Origin of the sequence: uncultured Massilia sp., assembly GCF_913773735.1 — a bacterium.
GTDB lineage: Bacteria > Pseudomonadota > Gammaproteobacteria > Burkholderiales > Burkholderiaceae_D > Telluria.
Genome location: NZ_CAJYEB010000005.1, coordinates 1 through 22,947, shown reverse-complemented (window position 1 = coordinate 22,947; position 22,947 = coordinate 1). Strand labels below are relative to the sequence as shown.

14 protein-coding genes are annotated in these 22,947 nt (G+C 71.3%); 5 read left to right on the top strand and 9 right to left on the bottom strand.

Annotated elements, in window-relative coordinates:
- The first annotated feature begins 54 nt into the window (after positions 1 to 54).
- Positions 55 to 927 carry an alpha/beta fold hydrolase gene (locus QZ749_RS02575; RefSeq protein WP_296942950.1) on the top strand — a complete coding sequence of 291 codons (873 nt, stop codon included), beginning with the start codon at positions 55 to 57 and terminating at the stop codon, positions 925 to 927.
- Here the strand turns inward: QZ749_RS02575 and QZ749_RS02570 are convergent.
- The 5 genes from QZ749_RS02570 to QZ749_RS02550 form a co-directional block, all read right to left on the bottom strand.
- Positions 872 to 2,383, bottom strand: a complete 1,512-nt coding sequence (locus QZ749_RS02570; RefSeq protein ID WP_296942948.1) for an efflux transporter outer membrane subunit — start codon at positions 2,381 to 2,383, stop codon at positions 872 to 874. The genes QZ749_RS02575 and QZ749_RS02570 overlap by 56 nt on opposite strands.
- The gene (locus QZ749_RS02565; RefSeq protein WP_296942947.1) at positions 2,380 to 3,612 is read right to left on the bottom strand and encodes an efflux RND transporter periplasmic adaptor subunit; all 1,233 of its coding nucleotides are present in this window, start codon (positions 3,610 to 3,612) and stop codon (positions 2,380 to 2,382) included. The genes QZ749_RS02570 and QZ749_RS02565 overlap by 4 nt, the downstream gene beginning before the upstream one ends.
- Positions 3,613 to 3,755: 143 nt before the next feature.
- Positions 3,756 to 4,241 carry a MarR family winged helix-turn-helix transcriptional regulator gene (locus QZ749_RS02560; RefSeq protein ID WP_296942946.1) on the bottom strand — a complete coding sequence of 162 codons (486 nt, stop codon included), beginning with the start codon at positions 4,239 to 4,241 and terminating at the stop codon, positions 3,756 to 3,758.
- 89 nt (positions 4,242 to 4,330) lie between these two features.
- Positions 4,331 to 6,007 (bottom strand): ATP-binding protein, encoded by a 1,677-nt coding sequence (locus tag QZ749_RS02555; protein WP_296942944.1) that lies wholly within the window; start codon positions 6,005 to 6,007, stop codon positions 4,331 to 4,333.
- The gene (locus tag QZ749_RS02550) at positions 5,997 to 7,439 is read right to left on the bottom strand and encodes an ATPase domain-containing protein (protein ID WP_296942942.1); all 1,443 of its coding nucleotides are present in this window, start codon (positions 7,437 to 7,439) and stop codon (positions 5,997 to 5,999) included. Before QZ749_RS02550 ends, QZ749_RS02555 begins: the two co-directional genes overlap by 11 nt.
- 252 nt (positions 7,440 to 7,691) lie before the next feature.
- On the opposite strand from QZ749_RS02550, the gene QZ749_RS02545 reads away from it, so the two are divergent.
- Together QZ749_RS02545 and QZ749_RS02540 are read left to right on the top strand one after the other, a co-directional pair.
- Positions 7,692 to 10,028: a bifunctional diguanylate cyclase/phosphodiesterase gene (locus tag QZ749_RS02545; RefSeq protein WP_296942939.1), complete on the top strand. Its 2,337-nt coding sequence runs from the start codon at positions 7,692 to 7,694 to the stop codon at positions 10,026 to 10,028.
- A 62-nt stretch (positions 10,029 to 10,090) separates the two neighbouring features.
- Positions 10,091 to 11,356 carry a diguanylate cyclase domain-containing protein gene (locus QZ749_RS02540; protein ID WP_296942937.1) on the top strand — a complete coding sequence of 422 codons (1,266 nt, stop codon included), beginning with the start codon at positions 10,091 to 10,093 and terminating at the stop codon, positions 11,354 to 11,356.
- 47 nt (positions 11,357 to 11,403) lie between these two features.
- Here QZ749_RS02540 and QZ749_RS02535 read toward each other — a convergent pair whose 3' ends face one another.
- On the bottom strand, positions 11,404 to 12,636 hold the full coding sequence (locus QZ749_RS02535; RefSeq protein WP_296942935.1) for an HD-GYP domain-containing protein: 1,233 nt from the start codon (positions 12,634 to 12,636) through the stop codon (positions 11,404 to 11,406).
- A gap of 419 nt (positions 12,637 to 13,055) precedes the next feature.
- On the opposite strand from QZ749_RS02535, the gene QZ749_RS02530 reads away from it, so the two are divergent.
- Positions 13,056 to 14,036, top strand: coding sequence for a response regulator (locus tag QZ749_RS02530; RefSeq protein WP_296942934.1), 981 nt, complete (start codon positions 13,056 to 13,058; stop codon positions 14,034 to 14,036).
- A gap of 31 nt (positions 14,037 to 14,067) precedes the next feature.
- On the opposite strand, the gene QZ749_RS02525 is transcribed toward QZ749_RS02530, so the two are convergent.
- The 3 genes from QZ749_RS02525 to QZ749_RS02515 form a co-directional block, all read right to left on the bottom strand.
- On the bottom strand, positions 14,068 to 17,055 hold the full coding sequence (locus tag QZ749_RS02525; RefSeq protein ID WP_296942932.1) for an EAL domain-containing protein: 2,988 nt from the start codon (positions 17,053 to 17,055) through the stop codon (positions 14,068 to 14,070).
- A gap of 125 nt (positions 17,056 to 17,180) precedes the next feature.
- On the bottom strand, positions 17,181 to 21,590 hold the full coding sequence (locus QZ749_RS02520) for a PAS domain S-box protein (RefSeq protein ID WP_296942930.1): 4,410 nt from the start codon (positions 21,588 to 21,590) through the stop codon (positions 17,181 to 17,183).
- Positions 21,587 to 22,090, bottom strand: a complete 504-nt coding sequence (locus tag QZ749_RS02515; RefSeq protein WP_296942929.1) for a two-component system response regulator — start codon at positions 22,088 to 22,090, stop codon at positions 21,587 to 21,589. The genes QZ749_RS02520 and QZ749_RS02515 overlap by 4 nt, the downstream gene beginning before the upstream one ends.
- Positions 22,091 to 22,677: 587 nt before the next feature.
- On the opposite strand from QZ749_RS02515, the gene QZ749_RS02510 reads away from it, so the two are divergent.
- Positions 22,678 to 22,947: PAS domain-containing protein (locus QZ749_RS02510; RefSeq protein ID WP_296942927.1), on the top strand; the 270-nt coding region annotated here is incomplete at its 3' end.

Here is a 22,947-nt window from a genome sequence, read left to right as displayed (position 1 = left end):
ATGCGATTTTCTTGGGCGAGTCGATCCGGCATAGTGTCGGAAAGGAGTTCCACCATGAATGCACGACACGACCCGGCCGTCCACGCCCTTCCCGACACCCGCTTCGCCGCCCTGCCCTCCGGCGTGCGCCTTCCCTACACGGCGTGCGGCGGCGGCGCGCCGCTGCTGTTCGTGCACGGCTCGCTGTGCGACTACCGCTACTGGCAGGCCCAGGCCAGCGTCCTGTCGCGGCACTTCCTGTGCATTTCAGTCAGCCTGAGCCACTACTGGCCGGGCGAGGATCCCGGCGCCGCCCACGCGTTCTCCTGGCAGACGCACGTCGCCGAACTCGCCGCGTTCATCGCCGCGCTGCGCCTCGGGCCGGTCCACCTGGTCGGCCACTCGCGCGGCGGCTGCGTCGCGTTCCGGCTGGCGCAGGCCCACCCGCACCTGGTACGTACGCTGACGCTCGCCGACCCGGGCGGCCCGCTGCAGGTCGACGGGACGGCGCCGGCGGCCCTGCCGGCGGCCACCGAGGCGGTGCGCGCGCAGGTGGCCGCGCTGATCGACGGCGGCGCCATCGCCGCCGGCGTCGAGCGCTTCGTCGATTCGGTCAGCCTGCCCGGCACCTGGCAACGCAGTCCCGCGTCGTTCCGCACGATGGCGCTCGCCAATGCGACCACGCTGCCGAAGCAGTTCCGCGATCCGCTGCCGCCCTACACGCAGGCATTGGCGCGCGGCGTGCACTGCCCGACCCTGCTGGTCGCCGGCGAACGGAGTCCGCGCATGTACCGCGACAACGTGGCGCAGCTGGAAGCCTGGATGCCGCGGGCGCAGCGGCGCGTCGTCGCGGGGGCATCGCACGGGATGACCGTCACCCATCCGGCCGCGTTCAACCGGCTGCTGCAGGCGTTCCTGGCGGCGCCGGACGCGCCGGCGGCGCCCTGACGTGCGCGGGCGCGCCGGCGGCGCTCACGTCCTGGCCATCCTGCCAGCCGCCGCCGAGCGCCTTGAACAGCGCGACCGTCGCCTGCAGGCGCTTGAGCTTCAGGATCCCGACGTCGTTCTGCACATCCGACAGCGCGCGCTGCGTATCGAGCACCGTCATGAAATCCTCGGCGCCCGCCTTGTAGCGGATTTCCGACAGGTCGTAGGCGCGGCGCGCCTGTTCCAGTTCGGTCGCCTTCAGGCGCCGCTGCTCGTCCAGGCTGCGGATCTGGCCCAGCGCCGTATCCACTTCCGACAGCGCGGCGATCACGGTCGCGCGGTACGCCTCGACCAGCTCCTCCTTGCGGGCGATGGCGAGGTCGCGCTCGCGCTTGAGCCGGCCGCCATCGAAGATCGGCGCGACCAGCGAGGCGCTGACGTTGGCGAGCAGGTTAGGCGCGTTCAGCAGCGACAGCAGGGCGCTGCTCTGCGTGCCCATCGAGCCGGTGAGCTGGATGCTGGGGAACAGGTTGGCCCGGGCAACGGCCACGTCGGCATTCGCCGCGGCGAGGCTGGCCTCGGCGCGGCGGATATCGGGCCGGCGCGCCAGGAGCTCGGACGGCAGGCCCGGGGACACCTCGGGCAAGGTGATCGTGTCCAGGCCCTTGCGGCCGATCGAAAACGTCTGCGGCGCCTTGCCGAGCAGGATCGCCAGCGCCGCCTGGGCCTCGCGCTCCTGCTGCTGCAGGTCCGGGATGTCGGCCTTCTGCTGCGCGACGGCGGAGCGCTGGCGCGCCAGGTCCAGCGACGAGGCGGCGCCCACGCTCTTCTGCGCCTCCACCAGCGCCAGCACATGCTCCGCGTTCGCGACATTCTCGCGCGCGACGGCCAGCCGGTCGTGCAGCGACAGCACCTGCAGGTAGGTCGAGACGATGCCGCTGGTGACCGTCAATGCCACGGTCTGGCGGTCGAACCGGTTGGCCGCGAGCGCCGCCTGCGCGGACGCCGCGCCCGCCTTGTTCTTGCCCCAGAAATCGACTTCGTACGAGACCTGCACGCCGCTGTCGGCGGACGTGCCGGCGCTGCCGCTCCTGAGCGGCACGGTGCGGCTGGCGCCGCCGTAGAAGCTCGCGGTGGGCAGCAGCGCCACGCCGGCGATGCGCGCCCCGGCCTCGGCCTGGCGCACGCGCGCGAGCGCCCCCGCGAGTTCGAGATTGCCGGCCTGGCCTTCGTCGACCAGGTGCGCCAGCTCCGGACTGCCGAAGCCCTGCCACCAGTTCCTGTCGGGCCATTCCGGGTGGGCCGGCGCGCCTTCCGACCAGGCGGCCGGCAGGTCGACCCGGGGCGGCGGCTCCTTGACCGGGCCACGTCCCGCGCATCCCGCCAGCACGGCGCAGGCCAGGGCGAGCAGGAGCGCAGATGCGGCCGGGGCGCGCCGCCGCGCGGGCGCCGATGCGGCCGGGGCGCGCGCCGTCATCGGCGCGCCTCGGCCGCGGACGCCACCGGCGGCCGGGCCGCGCCTTCCGGTACGGCAGGCACCGCCGGCGCCGGCGGCGCCAGCAGCGCGCGCGGGACCGGGCCGACCAGCACCGTCTCCCCCGCGCTCAATCCGGACAGCACCTGCGCCTGCTGGGCCGTGCGCAATCCGACCTTGACCTTGCGGGCGCCGACATGGCGGCCGGCGTCGAGCACGTTGACGTCGTACAGGCCGTCCTCGTCCTGCTCGCCCAGGCCGCCCACCGGCAGCAGCAGCGCGTCGCGCGCCTGGGCGACGACGAACTGCACCTGCGCGCTCATGCCGCTCATCAATTCGCGGTCCTTGTTGGCCACCTCGAACAGGACGATATAGAAGGCCTGCTTGCCCTGCTCGCCGGTGCCGTCGACCGGAGTCGGCACGACCTGGCTCACCTTGCCCGACCAGCGCCGGCCGGGATAGCCGGGGGTCGTGAAGCTGGCCGCCATGCCGGGCCGCAGGCGCGTCACGTCGGTTTCCGCGACGCGCGCGGCCACCGTCATCTCGCCCAGGTCGGCGATCCGCAACAGCGGCGTGGCCGCCTGCGCGGCGGCCACCATCTGTCCCGGGCGCGCGGCCAGCGCCACCACGGTGCCGGCGATCGGCGACTTGACCAGCGTCTTCTGGCGCGCCTCCTCGTCGAGCCTGGAAGTCGCTTCGAGTTCGTGGATCTGCGCCGTGATCGCGTCGACGCGCGCGCTGGCCGTGGAGGCGTTCATCCGCGCCGATTCGACGGCTTCCTCGCGCGTCGCGTTCTGCGCCTTGAGCTGGGTCTGGCGCTTGAGCTGGAGCTGGGCGAAATCGAGCTGCGCGCGCTGGTCGGCCAGTTCGGCCTGCAGCCGCGCCATCTGGGCGCGCAGGTTCTCGGCCTTGGCCGGCTGCTGGGTCGGGGCGATGTCGAGCAGCGGCTGGCCGGCATGGACGGTATCGCCGAGCGCCACCGGCACCTCCTTCACCTGCCCGGCGACCTGGGCGTAGATATCGGCCCAGTTGCGCAGCTGGAGCTTGCCGGCCGCGTCGACCGTCTGCCGGATGTCGCCGCGCTGCACGGTGACGGTGTCGAGCTTGACGGCGACGGCGGGCGCCGCGGCCGTGGCCGGCCCGCCGGCTTGCGCCAGCACGGGGCCGGCGGCGCACAGGGCGGCCAGCGCGAGCAGCGCCGCCGCCGCGCCGCGGGCGGATGTGCGCCGCACGCGAGGGGCCAGGGGAGAAGTGGTATCTTGTCGATCGGCTGCCATGGGACTACATCGGAAATATGCCGAGTATACACATCCTGGCACGCGCCCGGCGGCTTTGCGCAATGCGAGCGGGTCGCCGGACGACATCGCCGGCGGCATCATGGCGCCGGGTCCGCCCCGGGCGCGCGCCCGGCCGCCTCCACCAGGTTGGTGCGCAGCCGGACGATGGCGCGTTGCAGCGCGCGGAATTCGTCCGGCGCCAGGCCGGCCGCGCTGGCCGTGACGGCGCGGTAGTCGAACGCCTGCTCGCGCAGCCGGCGCCCCGCATCGGTCAGCGAGACGCGCACGCTGCGCTCGTCCTGCCTGTCGCGCTCGCGGCGCACGTAGCCCATCGCCTCCAGGCGCTTGAGCATGGGCGTCATGGTGCTCGGCTCCAGGAACAGCTTCTCGCTCAGACCCTTGACCGTCTGGTCGTCCTGCTCCCACAGGCAGATGATCGTGACGTACTGCGGGTAGGTCAGGCCGAGCGCATCGAGCACCGGCTTGTAGACGCGCGAGTACGCCAGGTTGGTCGAGTAGACCGCGAAGCACATGAAGTCGCCCAGCATGGCGACGTCCTCGCGCCGCTTGTCGCTATTGCTCATCGTGGGAATGGCATCATTATCGAGATAAATATTATCGTACCCGAAAAACGCCGGCGCCACCCGCATGCCGGCGCCGGCCGGGGCGGCGCTCAACCATCGGCATCGGGGCGCTGCAACGCTTGCCGTATCGTGTCGACCAGCTCCGCCATCCGGTACGGCTTGCGCAGGAACGCGACGCGCAGCGACTGCAGGCGCTGCGGCGCGAGCATGTAGCCGCTGCACAGGACGACCGGCAGGCCGGGATGGTGGACCGCCAGCCAGTTGGCCAGGCCGATGCCGTCCATGCTGCCGGCCATCATCACGTCCGACAGCACCAGGTCGAAGCGCGCCAGGTCCATCCGGATGGCCGCGTCGGCGCTGTCGGCCGAGGCGACGTCGGCGCCGAGTCCGCGCAGGATGTCCAGCGTGGGCTCGGCGACGTCGCGGTCGTCTTCCACGCACAGCAGGCGCAGGCCCGCCAGGTCGCCGGCGACGGGGCGTTCCGGCTCCGGCAGCGATTCCGGCGCGGCGCTGCGGGGCAGCAGCAGGCCGATCGTCGTGCCCGGACGTTCGCGGCGGATGAAGGCCTGGCCGCCGCTCTGGAGGGCGAAGCCATAGACCTGGGACAGCCCGAGCCCGGTCCCGACGCCGACGGCCTTGGTCGTGAAGAACGGCTCGAACGCCTGGCGGGCGACCTCGTCGGACATGCCCGTGCCGTCGTCCGAGAACGTCAGGCAGACGTAGTCGCCGGCGAGCTGCGCGGCCTCGGCGAGGCCGGGATCGGGCAGCACGACGTTGCGCGCCGCCAGCACCAGGTGCCCGCCGTCGGGCATCGCGTCGCGCGCGTTGCCGACGATGTTCAGGATGGCCGCATCCAGCTGGGACGGGTCGGCCTGGACCCGCCACAGGCCGGGCGCCACGTCGAGGCGCAGCGCGACCGCCTGCCCCACCGAGCGCAGCAGCAGGTTGGCGGTGACGCGCAGGTGGGCCGCCAGGTCCAGCGTGACGTTCACCAGCGGCTGGCGCCGCGCATAGGCCAGCAGGCGCTGGGTCAGCGCGGCGCCGCGCTCGGCGGCGCGGTGGATGCTGTCGAGCGCGCGCGCGATGCGCGGGTCGAGCTCCGCGTCGGCCCCTTTCTTGAGCGCCAGCCGCACCAGGGTTTCGCTGCCCGAGACGATCTGCAGCACGTTGTTGAAATCATGGGCGACGTTGCCCGTCAGGCGGCCCAGCGATTCGAGCCGGCGCGCATCTTCCAGCGCGGCCTCGGCGCGGCCGCGCTCCCTGACCTCGTGCTCCAGTTCGCGCGTGCGCTCCTGCACCGCGTATTCCAGGCGCGCGGAGTGCGACTCGAGCTCGCGCCAGTGCTCGCGCACCGCGTACTGCAGCCGGCGCGCGCGCAGCGCCGAGCGCAGGGACATCAGCAGCACCTGGCGCGAGGTCGGCCGCTCCAGCAACGTGAAATTGCCGAGTCCCGCGAGTTGCGCGAAGCGGCCGCTGTCGACCTTTCCCGACGCGCTGTCGGCCAGCGCCAGCAGCGGGATGTCCGACCATGGCGGCTGGCGCTGCAGCACGGCGGCCAGGTCCTCGATCCGGCAGCAGACCAGCGCCTCCTCGGTGACGACGGCGAGCAGCGCGTCGCCGGCCAGTCCCGCGTACAGCGCCTCCGGCGTGGCGCACGCCCGCACGGTCAGGCCGAGCTCGCGCAGCACCGCTTCCAGCGCATGGGCGTCGCCGGGGATCGGCGCGAACAGCAGGACCGGCTGCGCGGGCATGGATTCAGGACGCAAGCGGCAGCGCTCCCGGCGCGCCGGCCGGCGCGACCGCCGCCCCGACCCGCATGCCGTCGTCGGTCAGGTGCAGCAGCCGGATGTCGTGGGAATGCGCGCCATGGCGCTTCTTCAGCACGCACACCGCCTTGTCGACGCAGTGGTCGCGTTCGAGGTAGCGCAGCGAAATGATGTTGTCGGTGATGATGCTCAGCGCGTCCGGCTCCTTGGACGTGTCCAGGCTGGCCGAATGGGCGCCGATGACGATCGACATCACGTTCATGTTGCCGAGGTAGGAGAACAGCTCGTTCATCTGCATCAGCAGCGACTTCTCCTCGCGGATGACGTCGAGGTAGGAGTTGATGCTGTCGATGATGATCAGGCGGACGTTCTCGTCCTCCACCAGGCGCCGCACCTTCCAGACGAATTCGCCGGGCGAGATGCGCGACGGGTTCACCCGGCTCAGGTGGAAGTTGCGCGGCTGGCGCGTGCGCTCGTCCGTGCCCATGTGGTCCACCAGGCGCGAGCGCAGGGTCGCCGTGGACTCGTCGAAGGCGAAGTAGCCGACGTGCTGCCCGGCCCGCACCATCGACAGCGCGTACTGCAGCGCCAGCGTCGTCTTGCCGACGCCGGACGGGCCGATGAGCATGGTGGAGCTGCCGGTCGCCATCGGTCCGCCGAACATGGCGTCGAAGCCGTCGACGCCGCTGACGATGCGGATTTCCGGATCGTCGCGCCGGTGCTCCTGCGCGATCAGGCTGGGGAACACCAGGATCTCGCCGGTCAGGATGGCGAAGTCGTGCCAGCCGCTCTGGAAGTCGCCGCCGCGCAACTTCACCACGCGCAGGCGGCGCCGCGCGGCGCCGAAGCTGCGCTCGATCTGCTCCAGCGTGATGACCCCGTGCGCGGCGCTCTGCAGTTCGAACTCGCGCCCGTCCGAGGTCAGGTCGTCGAGCAGCATGACCGTCGCGCCGACCGCCGACAGGCGGCGGCGCAGGTCGATGACCTGGCGCCGGTAGTGCGCGCTGTCGCGCGCCAGCAGGCGGATCTCGACCATCGAGTCGATCACGACGCGGTCGGCGCCGACGCTCGCCACGAGGTCCGCGATGCGGTCGACCAGCGCCGACAGCTCGGTATCCGTGGGCAGCAGGACGGTCTGGGCCGGCTGCTCGTCCGGCGGCAGCGGCATCAGCTCCTCGATGCGGATGCCGGACAGCGACCAGCCATGGTTGGTCGCCGTCGCCTGCAGTTCCTGCACCGTCTCGGACAAGGTGACGTACAGGCAGGAATCGCCGTCTTCGATCCCGTGCATCAGGTAGCGCAATCCGAGCGTGGTCTTGCCCGTGCCCGGGCGGCCTTCGATCAGGTGAATGCGGTGCCGCAGCAGGCCTCCGCGCAGGACGGCATCCAGTTCGGGTACGCCGGTGGCCATCCGGGTCGATCGTGAATCCATTGCTGTTTCCAATAAGAATGGGTAATGATGCCCCTCGTCATACAAAGCATGGTGGGATTTTATAGAAACTTTACCAATCCCCCGGTTCGTTTGAACGCCCCCCGCGAGACGCCGTGCCCCCGCGCGACAGCGGCGACGCCGATTGCAAAAAATTTGCGAAATCTGATGACAATTTCCGCAATGAAATCTAAGATGCCCTGCCGAAACAAATAAAGCGGCCGAAACGTTGCCGCTGCTGACTGGAGTCGCCACATGGGTATCGCCGACGACATCGCCGCGTGGCGCGAACGGATCTTTTCCTCGCTATTGACGGTCGTGCTGATCGTCGGCGGCATCGCCACCGTGCCGGTCGTGCCATTCCTGCTGCGCCACGGCATGGCGGCCGTGGTCCTGGCCGATACCGTCGCCCTCGCCTGGATCTTCGCGATCTGGCGCTTCCGGCGGCTGCCGTACACGCTGCGCGTGATGGCGTTCCTGCTGGCAGGCTACGGGCTGGCGCTCGCCCTGCTGCTGTCCGTCGGCGTCGCGAGCCTGAGCTACCTGCTGGGGCCACCCGTGATCGCCGCCATCCTGCTGAACCTGCGGCCCGCCCTGCTCGCGCTGGCGCTGGGCGCCCTGACGATCGTCGCGCTCGGCGCCGGCGGACAGATCGACCTGGGCGTGCCGGGGTGGGAACACGACCCGCTGAAAGCCGCGCTGATCGCCGCGCTGAATTACCTCGGCGTGGGCGCGATGCTGTCCCTCACCTGCCACAAGCTGCTCGCCGGCCTGTCGCTCACGCTGGACGGGGCGCGCACGGCCGCGCGCACGCTCGCGGCCAACCAGGGGGCGCTGGAGGAACTGAACGACGAGCTGGCGCTGACGTCGGCCGCGGTGTCGCACCTCAACGACATGGTGCTGATCGCCAGGACCGCCGGCGACGGCGCCGTCCCCTACCCGATCCGCTTCGCCAACGACGCCTTCCTGCGGCGCACCGGCCATGCGCGCGGCGACGTCATCGGCCGCGGCCTGCGCACCCTGTCGCGCCTGGAAGTGGCGCCGGACGTCGGCGCGCGCCTGGCCGCGTCGATGGCGACCGGCCAGCCCTGCGCCGCCGAGCTGATGACCTTCACCCGCGACGGCGAGGGATTCTGGGTCGAGATCGAAGCGCTGCCGTTCGGCCGTCCGGGCGAGCCGCCCAGCCACTGGGTCGTGGTCGGGCGCGACATCACCGAGCGCCGCGCCGCGGCCGACGCGATCCACCGGCTCGCGTTCTACGACGTGCTCACCGGCCTGCCGAACCGGCGCCTGCTGATGGAACGCCTCGACGAGCAGGTGGCGCGCGCGGCGGCCGGCCGCGCGGCCGGCGCGGTGCTGTACCTCGACCTGGACAACTTCAAGGGCGTCAACGACGCGCTCGGCCATGTCGTCGGCGACACCCTGCTCGGCCACGTGGCCGCGCGCATCGCCCGCTCGGTGCGTCCGCAGGATACCGTCGCGCGCATCGGCGGCGACGAATTCGTCGTGCTGCTCGCCGACCTGGACGACGAACCGGCCGCCGCCGCCGCCACGGCGCTCGGGCTGGCCCAGGACATTCGCCATGCGCTCAAGCAGGCCATCCCGCTGGGCGAGCGGCACTACCACGCCTCCGCCAGCATCGGCATCGCCCTGCTGCAGCGCGCGTGCGGCACCGGCCACGACCTGCTGCGCGAAGCGGACACGGCGATGTACCACGCCAAGCGCGAGGGCCGCAACGGCATCGCCGTGTTCGAGAAGCGCATGCTGGCGCAGGCCGAGCGGACGCTGAGCCTCGAGCATGGCCTCGCCCAGGCGATCGAGAACGACGAGCTGTCGATGCACGCGCAGCTCCAGGTCGACCGCGCCGGCAAGCCGGCGGGCGCCGAACTCCTGATGCGCTGGCGCCGCGCCGACGGCACGTTCGTGCCGCCCGACGTCTTCATCCCCGTTGCCGAGGCGAGCGGCATCATCGTGGCGCTGGGCAACTGGGCGCTGCGCCAGGCCTGCCTGGGCTGGCTGGCGCTGGCGCGGGCCGGCCACCGGCTGCCGCTGTCGGTGAACGTCAGTCCGCTGCAGTTCCGCCAGCCGGAATTCCCCGCGCAGGTGCGCGCCATCCTGCGCGAGACGGGCGCGCCGGCGGACCAGCTCATCTTCGAAGTGACCGAGGGACTGCTGGTCGAGAACATCGCCGAGACGATCGCCCGCATGGACGACCTGGCCGGACTCGGCATCCGCTTCTCGATCGACGACTTCGGCACCGGCTACTCCAACCTGGCCTACCTGAAGAAGATGCCGCTGTACGAACTGAAGATCGACAAGAGTTTCATGCGCGACACGCCGCACGACGCCAACGGCACGGCCATCGTGCAATCGATCCTGGCGATGGCGCACCACCTGGGCTTGCGCGTCGTGGCCGAGGGGATCGAAACGGCCGAACAGGCCGCGTTCCTGGACCGGCAGGGCGGCGCGCACATGCAGGGTTACCTGTTCCACCGGCCCATGCCGCTCGCCGGCCTGGTCGACTGGCTTGCCGCGGCCGCAGCCACAGCGGCAGCGGCAGCCGAGGCCGACACGGAGATGACAACGTTGTAATTTGCGTTAATTCAAGCAAGTGCTAACATCACGGAATGTATTGACATCCTTTGACCAGGATCATGACATTCGATATTGACACGCTGCTCCCAACGGTATTGGATTTCATGCTCGACATGGTCTTCGTGGTCGACCGGGAGGGCATCATCGTGCACGTCAACGATGCCTGCAACGGCGTGCTCGGCTATCGTCCGGACGACATGATCGGACGACCGCTCGCCGATTTCCAGGCGCCGCAGGACCGCGAGCGCACCGCCAGGGAGGCCGCCGACATCCTGGCCGGCGCCAGGCACGTCGGTTTCGAGAACTGCTACCGGCACCGCGACGGCCACCTGGTGCACCTGATGTGGTCGGCCCGCTGCCTCCCCGCGCAACGCTTGCGGATCGGCGTGGCGCGCGACATCGGCCGGCGCAGGCTGGTCGAGCTGCGCGAAGCGGCCGCCCACGCGATCCTGGAAGCCTCGCATACCGCGCCCGACATGGCGACCCTGTGCCGGCAGATCCAGCGCGCCTTCGAAGGCATCGTCCCGGTCACGCTGCTGGCCATCGTCCTCGACACCGGCGACGGCGGCATCGACGCCATCCACGTGGATGGGCGCCTGGCGCCGGGCGAGTCCCCCTGCGACTGGTACCGCGACGGCACGGCGGCGGCGGCCGCGCCGCCCGTGTGCCTGCGCTTTCCGCACGAGCACGGCCTGGCCGGGGCGCTCTACCTGCGCTATCCGGAAGAACACGGGCGCATGCCGGCGCTGCACGACACCTTGCGCTTCCTCGCCGGGTGCGCCGCGCTGGCGCTGGAGCGCCGGCGCCTGCTCGCCGGCCTGGCGCGCGCGGCCCAGTACGACGAACTGACCGGACTACCGAACCGCCGGCTGTTCCACGACCGCCTGGCGACGGCCGTCGCGCGCGCCACGCGCAAGGGCAGCCGCCTGGCGCTCCTGTTCGCGGACGTCGACCGGTTCAAGCAGGTCAACGACCGCTACGGCCATGCGACCGGCGACCTCCTGCTGCGGGAAATCGCCGCGCGCCTGCAGCGCTGCGCCAGGGAGTCGGACACGGTGGCGCGCCTGAGCGGCGACGAATTCGTCATCCTCGTCGAGGAACTCGCGACGCCCGGCGACGCGCGCACGATCGCGGACCACATCGCCGCCGCCATGGCCGCGCCGGTCGCGGTGCCCGGCGCCAGCCTCGATGTCTCGCTCAGCCTGGGCATCGCCGTCTACCCCGACGATACGTCCCATCCGGCGGCGCTGCTCGCCGCTGCCGACGGGGCCATGTACGCGTCCAAGCGCGCGGCGGCGCGCACCGCGCTCGCGCATCCGTCCTGAGCGGCGTGCGCGGTGTGCGCAACCCGGCGTCCGCCTCGGCGCCCGCCTCAGGCGATCGTCATGAAGCGCAACGGATCGACCTGCCACTTCTCGGCCGGCTCGTGCGAGACGATCCTGTCCGCGCCGCCATGCCCTGCCGGCCTGGCCAGGTCCACCGTATAGGGCTTGACGTGCACCCGGCGCCTGGTGCTGTAGAACACGTTCACCTTCGGCGTCAGGAGATTGCTGTCGTGTAGCGCGATCACCACGCCCAGCAGCCCGGATTCGAGCAGCACGAGCGTGCCGACCGGATAGATGCCCACGCAGCGGATGAATTCCCGCACCAGCTCGGCATCGAGGTGGAACGCGCTCCATTCGTACATCTTGCGCAGGGCCTGCGCCGGCGGCATGCCCTTGCGGTAGCAGCGATCGGCCGTGATCGCGTCGTAGACGTCGACGATGGCCGCCATCCGCGCCAGTTCGCCGATGCCGTCCAGCGGCAAGCGGTCCGGATACCCGGTGCCGTCGCGGCGCTCGTGGTGGTGCAGCGTGATATCGAGGGGAATCGCGCCGATCCCGGGGGTGCGGCGCAGGATGTCGTAGCCGTCGCGCGGATGGCGCCGGACGATCTCGAACTCCGCGTCGGTCAGGCTGCCCGCCTTGTTCAGGATGGCGTCGGGCACCAGCGCCTTGCCCGTGTCGTGCAGCAGTCCGCCGATGCCGGCCTCGTAGGTGGTGGCGGCATCCAGGCCGCGCGCGCGGCAGAATGCCACCAGCAGCGTGCAGACGCTGACCGAATGCAGGAACGTGTAGTCGTCCTTGTCCTTGATCACCGACAGGCCGACCAGCGCGCCGGCATTGCGCAGGATCGATGCGGTCACGCTTTCGACGACGGGCGCCACCGTATCCAGGGAGACCGCCTTGCCCAGCCGCGCATCCCGCATCACCGTCCTGACCACGTTCGCCGCCCGGCGCCGGATCGCCGCGGCCCGGTCGAGCTCTTCGGCCAGCGCCAGGCGCGGCGCCGCCAGCGGGGCCGGGGCCGGGGCCGCGGCGATCGCCGTCACCGCCGCCTCGGTGGCCGCCCTGGCCTCTTCCACGCTGGGCGCGTCGTCCACGGCCTGGCCGCGCGCGCAGTCGATCGTGATGGCGCGGATGCCCGACGCCCGCAGGCGGGCGATCTGGTCGGGACTGTCGACGCGAAAGCGGCTGCGCACGAACGGATGCGCCATCCATCCGCAATCGAGTTCATGGATGAACATCCCGGTGCGCAGTTGCGCGATATCGATTTTTCTCAGCATGGTTTCACCCCTGGCAAAGACGGTCGCGTGCACGACGGCACGGCGCCGCACGCCGCGGCGGGACGCACGATGGACGGGAGTGGCTGTGGAACGACGTCGGCATCGGCGCTTCCGTTCGGCGACACGCCGCGCACGCGGCGCGGCAGATGACGGCAACGGCGATCGGAGGCCGTGCGGGCCGCGCCGTCCGGCGCGGGACTGGCGGGCGTGGAAAGGGTCCGGCGTGCCCGGGCGGGAGTGGCCGCGCGCACCGTGTTCGGACGGTTAAAATATTGCGCTCAAACAATTCCTGTGTCAATCAGGAGAGCGCGGCGGCGGCGTTTCCGGTGCCCGGCCCGTCTGCGGGCGGCGTAACCGCCGGGGCAACTTTCGCGCGATATCTCGTGCTATATTGACACATCATCCACTCTGGACGCGTGATGAACGATACGACCCAAGCGCACCCGCCCGGCCTCGCCGACCTGCGCGCGGCGTTTGCCGATGGCCTGCCGGACCAACTGGCGCGCGTGCGCGGCGCGCTGCGGCAAGGCGACTTCGCCGCGGTGCGGGCGATCGCGCATACCCTGTCCGGCTCGGCCGCCACGTTCGGCTGCCGCCGCGTCGGCAGCGCCGCCGCCGCGCTCGACGCCGCGTGCCGGGCCGCCGACCTGGCCGGCAGCCGCGCGGCGTTCGATGCCCTGTGCGCCGCCGCGCAGGCGGACGCGCCGGGTTCGTGTCCCGCCGACACCGGCGCGGCGTCCGCCACGCCCGTGCCCGCCGGCGCCCCGCTGATCCTGCTGGTGGACGACGACGCGCTGCTGCTCGCGGTGCTGGCGCGGGCGCTGGAGGCGGACGGTTTTCGCGTGTGCGCGGCCGGCGATGCCCGGCAGGCGCTGGCGCTGCTGCAGGCCGACCACGCCCGGCCGCAACTGGCCGTGCTCGACATCGCGATGCCCGACATGTCGGGACTGGACCTTGCCGCGCAGCTGGACGGCATTCCCTACATGTTCCTGTCCGCCAGCAGCGGCACGGAAGTCGCCGAGCAGGCCGCCGCCGCGGGCGCCGTCGGCTTCCTGCTCAAGCCGATCGATCCGGCCCAGCTGCTTCCCGCCGTGCGCGCCGCCCTGGCGCGGGCGGCCGACATCCACGAGCTGCGCGCCGCCGAGCAGCGCCTGACGCTGGCCCTGCGCGAAGGACGCGAGACCGGCATGGCCGTGGGCGTGCTGATGGAACGCTACCGCATCGACCGCCACGACGCGCTGCGCCTGCTGCGCAACCATGCGCGCTCGAACCACCGCAAGCTCAACGAGGTCGCGACCGAGCTGCTGCAGGCGGCCGAGGCCCTGAATGCCCTCGCCCCGCCGCGGACCGACCTGCCCGCGGCCCGCGCGTCCGCGCCCGCGAGCGAGCGGCGCAAATGAGCGGGCGTGCCCGCGCGGCGCGCCCGCCCCGTCAGTGCGGCACCGCCGCCAGCACCGCGGCCTCGAACTCGGCCGCGGGAAGCGGTCTGCCGAACAGGTAGCCCTGGAAGGCGTGGCAGCCGTGGGCGACGAGGAAATCCCGCTGGGCGGCGGTTTCCACGCCTTCGGCGATGACCTCCAGGCCCAGGCCCTGCCCCATCGCGATGATGGTCTGCGCGACCGTGGCGTCGCGCTGGCTCGACGGCAGTTCGTCGACGAAGGACTTGTCGATCTTCAGCTGGGTCAGGGGGAGCTTGGTCAGGTAATTCAGCGATGAGTTGCCGGTGCCGAAATCGTCGAGGGAGATGCTGAAGCCGTGCGACTTCAGCTTGTTCAGCTTGGAGATCGACGACGTGAAATCGTCGATGGCCAGGCTCTCGGTGACTTCCAGCTTGAGCCTGGAGGCCGGCGCGCCGGCGGCGCGCAGTTCGTCGAGGACGTCGTCGACGAAGTCCTCGACCTTGAACTGGAGCGGACTGATGTTGACCGCGAGCGTCAGGTTTTCCAGCACGGGCCGCCCCTTCCACGCGGCCAGTTGCCGGCAGGCCGTCGCCAGCGCCCAGCGCCCGATGGGCAGGATCAGGCCGGTCTGCTCGGCCAGGGGAATGAAGGCGCCGGGCGCGATCATGCCGCGTTCGGGATGGCGCCAGCGCGCCAGCGCCTCGGCGCCGACCGGATTGCCGTTCCGGTCCACCTGGACCTGGTAGTGCAGCACCAGCTGGTCCCGCTCGATGGCTTCGCGCAGCGCACCCTCCAGCCGGTTGCGCTCGTCGAGGTCGACCTGCATCGCCCCCTCGAAGAAACGCACCGTGTCGCGCCCGCCCTGCTTGCTCTTGTACATGGCCAGTTCGGCCTGCTGCAACAGGGCGTCGGCGCCGGCGCTGTCGTCGTGGAACAGCGTCACGCCGACCGAGCCGCTGCAGGCGAACGGTTGCCCTTCCAGGACGACGTGGTCCGTCATGGCGAGCCGGGCCGCCTCGGCGACCGCCATCGCGCGCGCGGCGGCGACCACCCGGTCCGGCCCCAGCGCATCGCACAGCAGGACGAAATTGTCGCCGCTGAAGCGGGCCAGCATGTCGCCGGGACGGCGCACCGCCTGGAGCCGCTGCACCACCCTGACCAGCAGCTGGTCGCCGACCGCGTGGCCCAGCGAGTCGTTGACCTTCTGGAAGTGGTCGAGGTCCAGCATCATGACGGCGCCGAATTCGCTGAGCTGGGCGCGCTCGGCCACGGCCGCGGCGATCCGGTCGGCGCACTGGGAGCGGTTCGGCAGCTCGGTCAGGTGGTCGAACTGCGTCAGGCGCTCGGCCAGCGCGCGCGCCTGCCGTTCCTCGGAAATGTCCTGGAAGTTCCCGACGTAGTGCATCGTCCGGCCGCGCGGGTCCGCGACGGCGGTGATCGACAGGCGCGCCGTGTACAGCCGACCGCTCTTGTGCCGGTTGACGACTTCGCCGATCCAGTAGCCGGTGCGCAGCAGCGATTGCCACATCTCCTCGTAGAAGGCGCGGTCGTGCGTTCCCGAGGCGAGCAGGCGCGGCGCGCGGCCCACGGCTTCGTCGGCCGGATAGCCGGTGATGCGCTGGAACGCCGCGTTGACCCGTTCGATCGTGCCCGTGCCATCGGTAATCATCATGCCGTCCTGGCTTTCGAAGGCGACCGAGGCGATGCGCAGCTCGCGCTCGGCGTTGCGGCGCGCGGTGATGTCGCGCGATACCGCCAGCACCCCGGTGACCCGTCCCTCCAGGCCGCGGATGGGCACCTTGATGACTTCGAGGTGGTGTTCGACGCCGTCCCGCGTCAGGATCGCTTCGTCGCTGCGGTAGGTGCGGCCGTCGCGCAGGACTTCCTCGTCGCGCTCCTTGAGCAGCGCCACGAACGCCGCATCGGCGAAGACGTCGGCGTCGCCATGGCCCAGGATGCGCTCGCGCGGCAGGCCGACCAGCGCCTCGAACTCGCGGTTGCAATGCACGTAGACCCGGTTGGCGTCCTTCAGCGCCATGGCGTCCGGGCTGCCGTCGAACACGGCGCGCAACTGGGCCTGGTCGGCCAGCAGGGCCCGCGCCGCCTGCTCGAGCTGCTCGGTCTTGCGGTCGATCTCGGCGGTGCGCGCATGCACGGCGCGGCGCAGCGCGCGGATCCAGGCCAGCGTCGCGGCCAGCACCGCCAGCGCGGCCAGCGCGGCGAACGCCAGGATGCGCAGGTAGGGGCCCAGTCCCACGGGCTCGCTGAACCACTTGCGCCGCAGCGCCTCCAGCTCGTCCTGGCCGATGGCCGCCATGCCCCTTTCCACCAGGGCCAGGGTCGCCGCGTCGCCCTTGCGGACGGCGCGGTGGAAGCGGCCGGAATACACGGTGAATGCCTTGACGAAGCGTTGCTGGTCCTGGTGCAGGTAGAGGTAGTAATGGGCCGGCGTCTCGTCCATGCAAAAGACCTGGATGTCCTGCGTGCGGGCGGCTGCGAGGATGGCATCGTAGTCCGGATAGCTCTTCAGCAAGGAAATACCCTTGCCTACCAGGTAATCGGCGCAGGCATCCCCCGCCTGCACGCCCACGGCCATGCCGGCCAGCGAACGCACGTCGTGCAGCCCGGCGAGCGAACGGTCGGCGTAGATGTTGACGTCGAGCGTCGCGTAGGGCTGCGAGAAATCGTAGAGCGGCTCGCGCTCCGGCGTACGAAAGATCATGTCGATGACATCCGCGTCGCCTTCGCGCACGGCGCGCTGCGCGGCGGCCCATTGCATGGGCCGGATGTCGACCCGCACGCCGGTCTTGTTTTCCCACAGGCGCCACAGGTCGACGAGATAGCCTTCGGTGCGGCCGTTGCGGTCGACGAACAGGTAGGGAGGATAGTTATTGTCGGCCACGACCCGCAGCGTGGCGGGCAGCGCCCGGGCCGGCACCGCGAGCAGTGCCAGCGACAGGCAGCACCAGGTCGCCATGACCTTCAGCACGTACATTGCACGGAAAATACCCGCTTTCATGATTTCCGATTTCGCCGTTTCTTGATTTTCTTGCTTGCAAGAATATCATGACCGGCACGTCTCAAACCGTAAAATCGAAAGTTTTATCGGAAAGTGTTGCGCGATTCCGGAAAAATCGAATGCCGCTAATCCAGTGCCCCATCCGCATAGGCGGTCTGCAGGGTCGCCGCCGCCTCGCTGAAACGCAGTCCGTGGACCTCGTCCGCCAGGCGCGCCATCGCCGCCGCGCCGAGGAGCGCGTGGAGTCCCGGCGCCAGCTGCTGGAACAGGTCCAGCGCGCCCAGGTCGTGGCTGCGCAAGGCGTCCAGCAGTTCCGCCAGGCGCGCGCGGTCGGGCGGCACGGCCGCCGCGCGCGGCCATGCCGGCGCCGCACGCGCCGCGAACCCCGTCGCCGCCTCGTCGAGGCGATGGGCCAGGCGCTCGAGATCCGCCAGCGCGGGGCCGAGCGCCTCGTCCAGTCCCTGCAGGCAGGCCGTCTCGACGCGCGCGGCCGCTTCGGCCAGGCCGGATGCTCCCAGCGTGGCCGCATTCCCCTTCAGCGTGTGCATCAGGCGCGCCAGCGCCGCCGGGTCGCGCGGCATGCGCGCGCCGAGGCCGGTGGCGTCGTCGCAGAGTTCGAACAGGCGGGCCAGCATGTTGCCGAACATCCCGGTGTCGCCCATGAAGCGGCGCCGCGCCTGGACGGCGTCGATGCCCTCGATGACCGGCCAGTCCCCGTCCTGCGTCGGCGCGGCCGGCGCGGCCGCCGGCGCCGGCGCGAGCGCCAGCAGGCGGCGGATGTCCTGCACGAGCCGTTCGGGATCGATCGGCTTGGAAAAGATGTCGACGAAGCCGGCCTCGCGCGCCCGTTGCCGCTCGCTGATGGTATTGCCCGCAGTGAGTGCCACCAGCACCGGCACGCACGAGCCGGCCGGGGCCGTCCCGGCCTGGCGCAGGATCGCGCGGGCGGCGTCGAGTCCGTCCATGACCGGCATCTGGATATCCATCAGGACCAGCTGCAGGTCGCCCCGTGCGGCGGCGATGTCCACCGCTTCGGCGCCGTTGCGCGCCAGCGTGACGAGCGCGCCTTCGATCTCCAGCAGCCGCCCGGCCACCGTCAGGTTGATCTCGCTGTCGTCGACCAGCAGCACGCGCACCCCCGGCAGGCGCTGGCCCTCCGTCCCGCGGGCGATCCGCTCGCCCAGCGCGGCCGGATCGCCGAGTCCGAACGTCAATTCGACCTCGAAGCTGCTGCCGTGGCCGGGCGTGCTGTCGGCGACCAGGCGCCCGCCCATCATCTGCACCAGGTTCCTGACGATCGACAGGCCCAGTCCGGTGCCGCCGAAGCGGCGCGTGGTCGAGGCGTCGGCCTGCGCGAACGGCTGGAACAGGCGCTCCAGCGCCTCCGGCGCGATGCCGATGCCGGTGTCGCGCACCGTGAAGCACAGGCGGCAGGCGTCGGCCGGTGCCTCCAGCCTGCGGATCGCGAGTTCGACGCTGCCGCGTTCCGTGAACTTGAGGGCATTGGCCAGCAGGTTCACCAGCACCTGGCGCAAGCGCGTGGGATCGCCGACCAGCGCGTCGGGGAGGGCCTCGTCGGGCACGAGGCGCAGCGCCAGGTGCCTGGCCCGCGCCTGCGCGCCGAACAGGGCCTGCAGGTCGGAGCACACGTCGCGCAGGCTGAACGCGACGTGCTCGATCGGCATTTCACCGGCCTCGATCTTGGACAGGTCGAGCACGTCGTTGACGATCGCCAGCAGCGCGCTGCCGGCGGCGCGGATGTTGGCGACGTGGACCGCCTGTTCGCCGTCGAGCGCGGTGCGCTCGAGCAGCCAGGCCAGCCCCAGCACCGCGTTGAGCGGCGTGCGGATCTCGTGGCTCATGTTGGCCAGGAACCGGCTCTTGGCCTCGTTCGCGCGCTCGGCGGCGGCGGCGGCCTCCTTCAGCAGGGCTTCCTGCGCCAGGCGGTAGCGGATGTCGTAGGCCACGTGGATGTGGCCGAGCAGGGTGCCGTCCGCATCCAGGATCGGCGCGACCGAGACCGTCACCGGCACCAGGCTGCCGTCCGCCCGCACGTAGTGGCAGTCGAACGGCAGGCCGGCGGCCGCGCCGTCGGTCAGCACCGCCTCGGGCGCGATGCTGCGCCCGAGGCGGGCGCCGAGGTCGGCGGCGTGGGCCGCGAGGTCTTCGCGCCGGTACCAGCGCATCGCGCCGGCATGCCCGACGACCTCCGCCGCCGCATGGCCGAGCATGCGCGCGGCGCCGCCGTTGAACAGCGTCACCGTTCCCGCCAGGTCGGTGGCGACGATCGCGATCTGCGTGGCCGACTCCAGCACCGACTCGAGCGTCGCCAGCGCCTGGCGCGACGCGAGCTCGGCCGCCTTGCGCGCCGTGATGTCGGTGCTGAAGGCGATGATCTTCTCGATGCGGCCGCGCTCGTCGAGGAATGGCGCGATGATGCTGTCGATCCAGTACAGGGAGCCGTCGCGGGCGCGGTTGCAGATCTCTCCCTGCCAGCTGTCGCCGGCGGCGAGCGTGCGCCATACGGCTTGCCAGAACTGCGGCGGGTGCACGCCCGCATTGACGATCCGGTGCGTGCGCCCGACCAGCGCCGCGGCGGGATGGCCGGACACCTGGCAGAACCGCTCGTTGACCGACAGGATGATGCCGCTGCGGTCGGTCGTGGACACGATCGCATGGGCATCGATGGTCGCCAGCAAGCCCGCCTTCTCGCGCTTCTCGGCCTCGAGCGCGGCGCGCTGCAGTTGCAGTTCGGTCACGTCGTGGACCAGCACGTAGAAGCCCCGCACCACGCCGCCGGTCACGTCGGGCAGGAAGTGGACCAGGCCGTGGAACGGGGTGCCGCCGTCGGGACGCGGCAGGCTGCGGTGCACGGTGCGCGACTCGCCGCGCAGCGCGGCCTCGAACAACGGCCGATTCAGTTCGTAGCGCTCGCCGGAAAGCAGCTCGGCCATGGAGCGGCCCTTGAGCTGCTCGGGTTCCATGCCGAACCAGCCGGCATAGGCGCGGTTGGCCATCCGGTTGCGCAGGTCCCGGTCCCAGTAGCCGATCATCGACGGCAGCGCATCGACGATGTTGCGCAGGTCGTGCAGGGTGCGGTCGAGCGCGGCCGTGCGCTCGCGCACCTGGCGGTCCAGCGACGCGTTCAGCGCTTCGAGCGCCAGGCGGGCGGCCTTGGCGGCGCGCATGTCGCGGAACGTCATGGCCAGGCCGGCCAGGTTGCCGCCGGGGCCGTGGATCGGGGCCGCGCTCACCGACACCTCGACCACGCTGCCGTCGCGGTGGCGGCGCTGGGTCTCGAACGGCGCGACCCGGGTGCCGGCGCCGACGCTGGCGAATACCGCCGCATCCTCGTCGAGCCAGGCGGGCGCCGGCAGCACGTCCTTGATGGGCCGGTCGAGCACCTCCCCGGCGGCGAAGCCGAACAGGCGCTCGGCGCCGCCGTTCCACTCCGTGATGGTGCCGTCCAGCCGCACGCCGACGATGCCGTCGTCGGAGGCCTCGACGATGGCGGCGCGCTGCGCCCGTTCCAGGCGCAGGCTGCGCGCGCGGCGCTGGCGCTGCGCCAGCAGGAAGCTGACGCCGCCGGCCAGGGCGGCCAGCAGCGTGCCGACGGCGACCACCAGCGCCGGCGAGGTCAGGCGCAGTTCCTCGGCCAGGGCCGGCCGCGCCCGGACGCGCGCCACCCATTCGCGGTTGAACATCGGGAACCGGATGACGGTGGCCGGCAACGCATCGGCCGTCGGCTCGGCCCCTTCCGACACATAGAACGTCGCGTCGCTGGCGCTGCCGGCATCGCGCAGTTCCAGCCACACCATATCCTCGGGCAGTTCGAGGGTCGCGAGCACGTCGTCGATGACGATCGGCGCATAGCTCCAGCCCGCCACGTCCGGGTTCGCCGTTCCCGGCTGGAAGGAGCGATGCGTGATCGGCAGCAGCATCAGGAAGGAGCGCAGCCTGCGCCCCGTCTCCTGCACCAGCGTGATCGGTTCGGTGATCGCCGTGCTGCCGCTGGCCTGGGCCGCCAGCGCGGCGCTGCGCCGGCGGCCCTCGGAGGCGATGTCGAGGCCGACGGCGGTGCTGTTGGGCGCCTGCGGCTCGACGTGGGCGATGATGAAGCGCTCTCCCGCGTGCGGCGCGAGCTGGCGCAGGGTGAAGCCGGGACGGCCGGCGGCGCGCATGCGCGCGACGAACGCCGCCGTCTCGTCCTCGGGCACGCGCCAGATCAGGCCGAACGCGCGCGCGCCGGGGAATTCCTTCGCGATGTCCCGGCTGGCGCCATAGCGGCGCACCTGCTCGGGCGACGGCAGGCCGGCCTGGGCCACCACCACCCCGCGCATCCCGCGCAGGCCGTATTCGAAGCTGTGCATGCGTGCGGTCACGCTGCCCGTGACCTGGCGGGCCAGCGCATCGAAGCGCCGCGCCAGGAGTTCGTCGTTGGCCTGCTGGCGGGCGCTGCCCGCGACCACGGCAAGCGCCACCCCGAGCACGAAGCACAGGCTGCCCGCCAGCGCCGGCGCCGGTCCCGCGCTCACGGCGACAGCGCGTCCCCGGCGCGCGCGCACGTAGCGGCAGCAGCAGCGGCAGCGGCGGTCCCGCTGCGCTGCGCATCCTCCAGGCCGGCGGGCGGATCCGCCGGCGCCAGGCGCCGGATCGTCTCCAGCGCCTGTTTCAGGCGCACGTGCGTGCGCACCCGCGCGCGCAGGAGCGCCGCGCTGACCGGCTTGTTGACGATATCGGCGGCGCCCGCGTCGAACCCGCGCGCCTCGAATTCCTCGTCGCGGTGGGCGGTGACGAAGATGACCGGCACCGCGTCGTACTCGGCGCAGGCGCGAATCGCCCGGCATACCTCGAGGCCGCCCATGCCGGGCATTTCCGCGTCGAGCAGCACCACGTCGGGAAGCTCGCTCGCCATCTGCCGCAGCGCGGCCTCGCCGCTGGTGGCGAAACGCACCCGGCCGAGGTCGCCCAGCATCACCCCCATCATGCGCACCAGGAGGGGGTCGTCGTCGACCAACAGAATGGATGCTGACATCGGTACGTCTCCTGCGACATGGCTGCCATCGCGCCACGGACGACGGGACGGCAGCCCCTGCCGCGGCGATGGTGGGATCGAGCCTAGCACAGGCGTAGGCGCCGGTCCAGACGGCGGGCGCGGGCAGCGAAGGCGCGGGACGCCCCGGCCGCGGCGACGTGCACGCCAGCGCCTGCCGTGTTGCTTAATGACATCATTTTGAACGCAATGGGGCCTGCCCCTCGGTCTGATATTGCATGCAACCAAGTGTGATGCTAGCCTTGATGTCATCGCACCAGCTCTTCCGGTCGCCCAGCCCCTTTTGCTGCGGCAGCCCGAGCGACTTCCACCGCCTGCCGGCCCCATTCCGGACCGCCCGGCCCCCCACGGCCCCACTCCGCCGTTGTCGTCATGAACTGCATCCTTGCATGATCGTTGCCGGACAGGGTAACCGTATGATTGCCATCGCTTTCCGAACCAGCAAGCCGGCCCGCCCAGGCCGCGGGTGCGCGACGGCATGCCCGCGGCCGGCGCCTGCTCCCCGCGTCGACGGCGCGGCCAGGCCATGAGGACGATCATCCCCTTCATCGTCATCCAGGAGTCCACGCGTGAGAAAGAACTTTCCGATCACCCAGCACGAGGTCATGCTCGCGGAGCGCCGCACCATCGTGTCGACGACCGACCTCAAGGGCCGCATCACCTATGCCAACCCGTATTTCCTCGAGGTCAGCGGCTTCGCTCTCGATGAAGTGATCGGCGCACCGCAGAACATCGTACGCCACCCCGACATGCCGCCCGAGGCGTTCGCCGACCTGTGGGCGACCATCGGCAGCGGCCGGCCATGGAGCGGCATGGTGAAGAACCGCTGCAAGAACGGC

Excerpts from the sequence above, each read along its gene's own strand:
- QZ749_RS02570 (WP_296942948.1), bottom strand. The coding sequence starts at position 2,383 with ATGACGGCGCGCGCCCCGGCCGCATCGGCGCCCGCGCGGCGGCGCGCC.
- QZ749_RS02515 (WP_296942929.1), bottom strand. The coding sequence starts at position 22,090 with ATGTCAGCATCCATTCTGTTGGTCGACGACGACCCCCTCCTGGTGCGC.
- QZ749_RS02535 (WP_296942935.1), bottom strand. The coding sequence starts at position 12,636 with ATGCTGAGAAAAATCGATATCGCGCAACTGCGCACCGGGATGTTCATC.
- QZ749_RS02540 (WP_296942937.1), top strand. The coding sequence starts at position 10,091 with ATGACATTCGATATTGACACGCTGCTCCCAACGGTATTGGATTTCATG.
- QZ749_RS02530 (WP_296942934.1), top strand. The coding sequence starts at position 13,056 with ATGAACGATACGACCCAAGCGCACCCGCCCGGCCTCGCCGACCTGCGC.
- QZ749_RS02525 (WP_296942932.1), bottom strand. The coding sequence starts at position 17,055 with ATGAAAGCGGGTATTTTCCGTGCAATGTACGTGCTGAAGGTCATGGCG.
- QZ749_RS02575 (WP_296942950.1), top strand. The coding sequence starts at position 55 with ATGAATGCACGACACGACCCGGCCGTCCACGCCCTTCCCGACACCCGC.
- QZ749_RS02550 (WP_296942942.1), bottom strand. The coding sequence starts at position 7,439 with ATGGATTCACGATCGACCCGGATGGCCACCGGCGTACCCGAACTGGAT.
- QZ749_RS02560 (WP_296942946.1), bottom strand. The coding sequence starts at position 4,241 with ATGAGCAATAGCGACAAGCGGCGCGAGGACGTCGCCATGCTGGGCGAC.
- QZ749_RS02545 (WP_296942939.1), top strand. The coding sequence starts at position 7,692 with ATGGGTATCGCCGACGACATCGCCGCGTGGCGCGAACGGATCTTTTCC.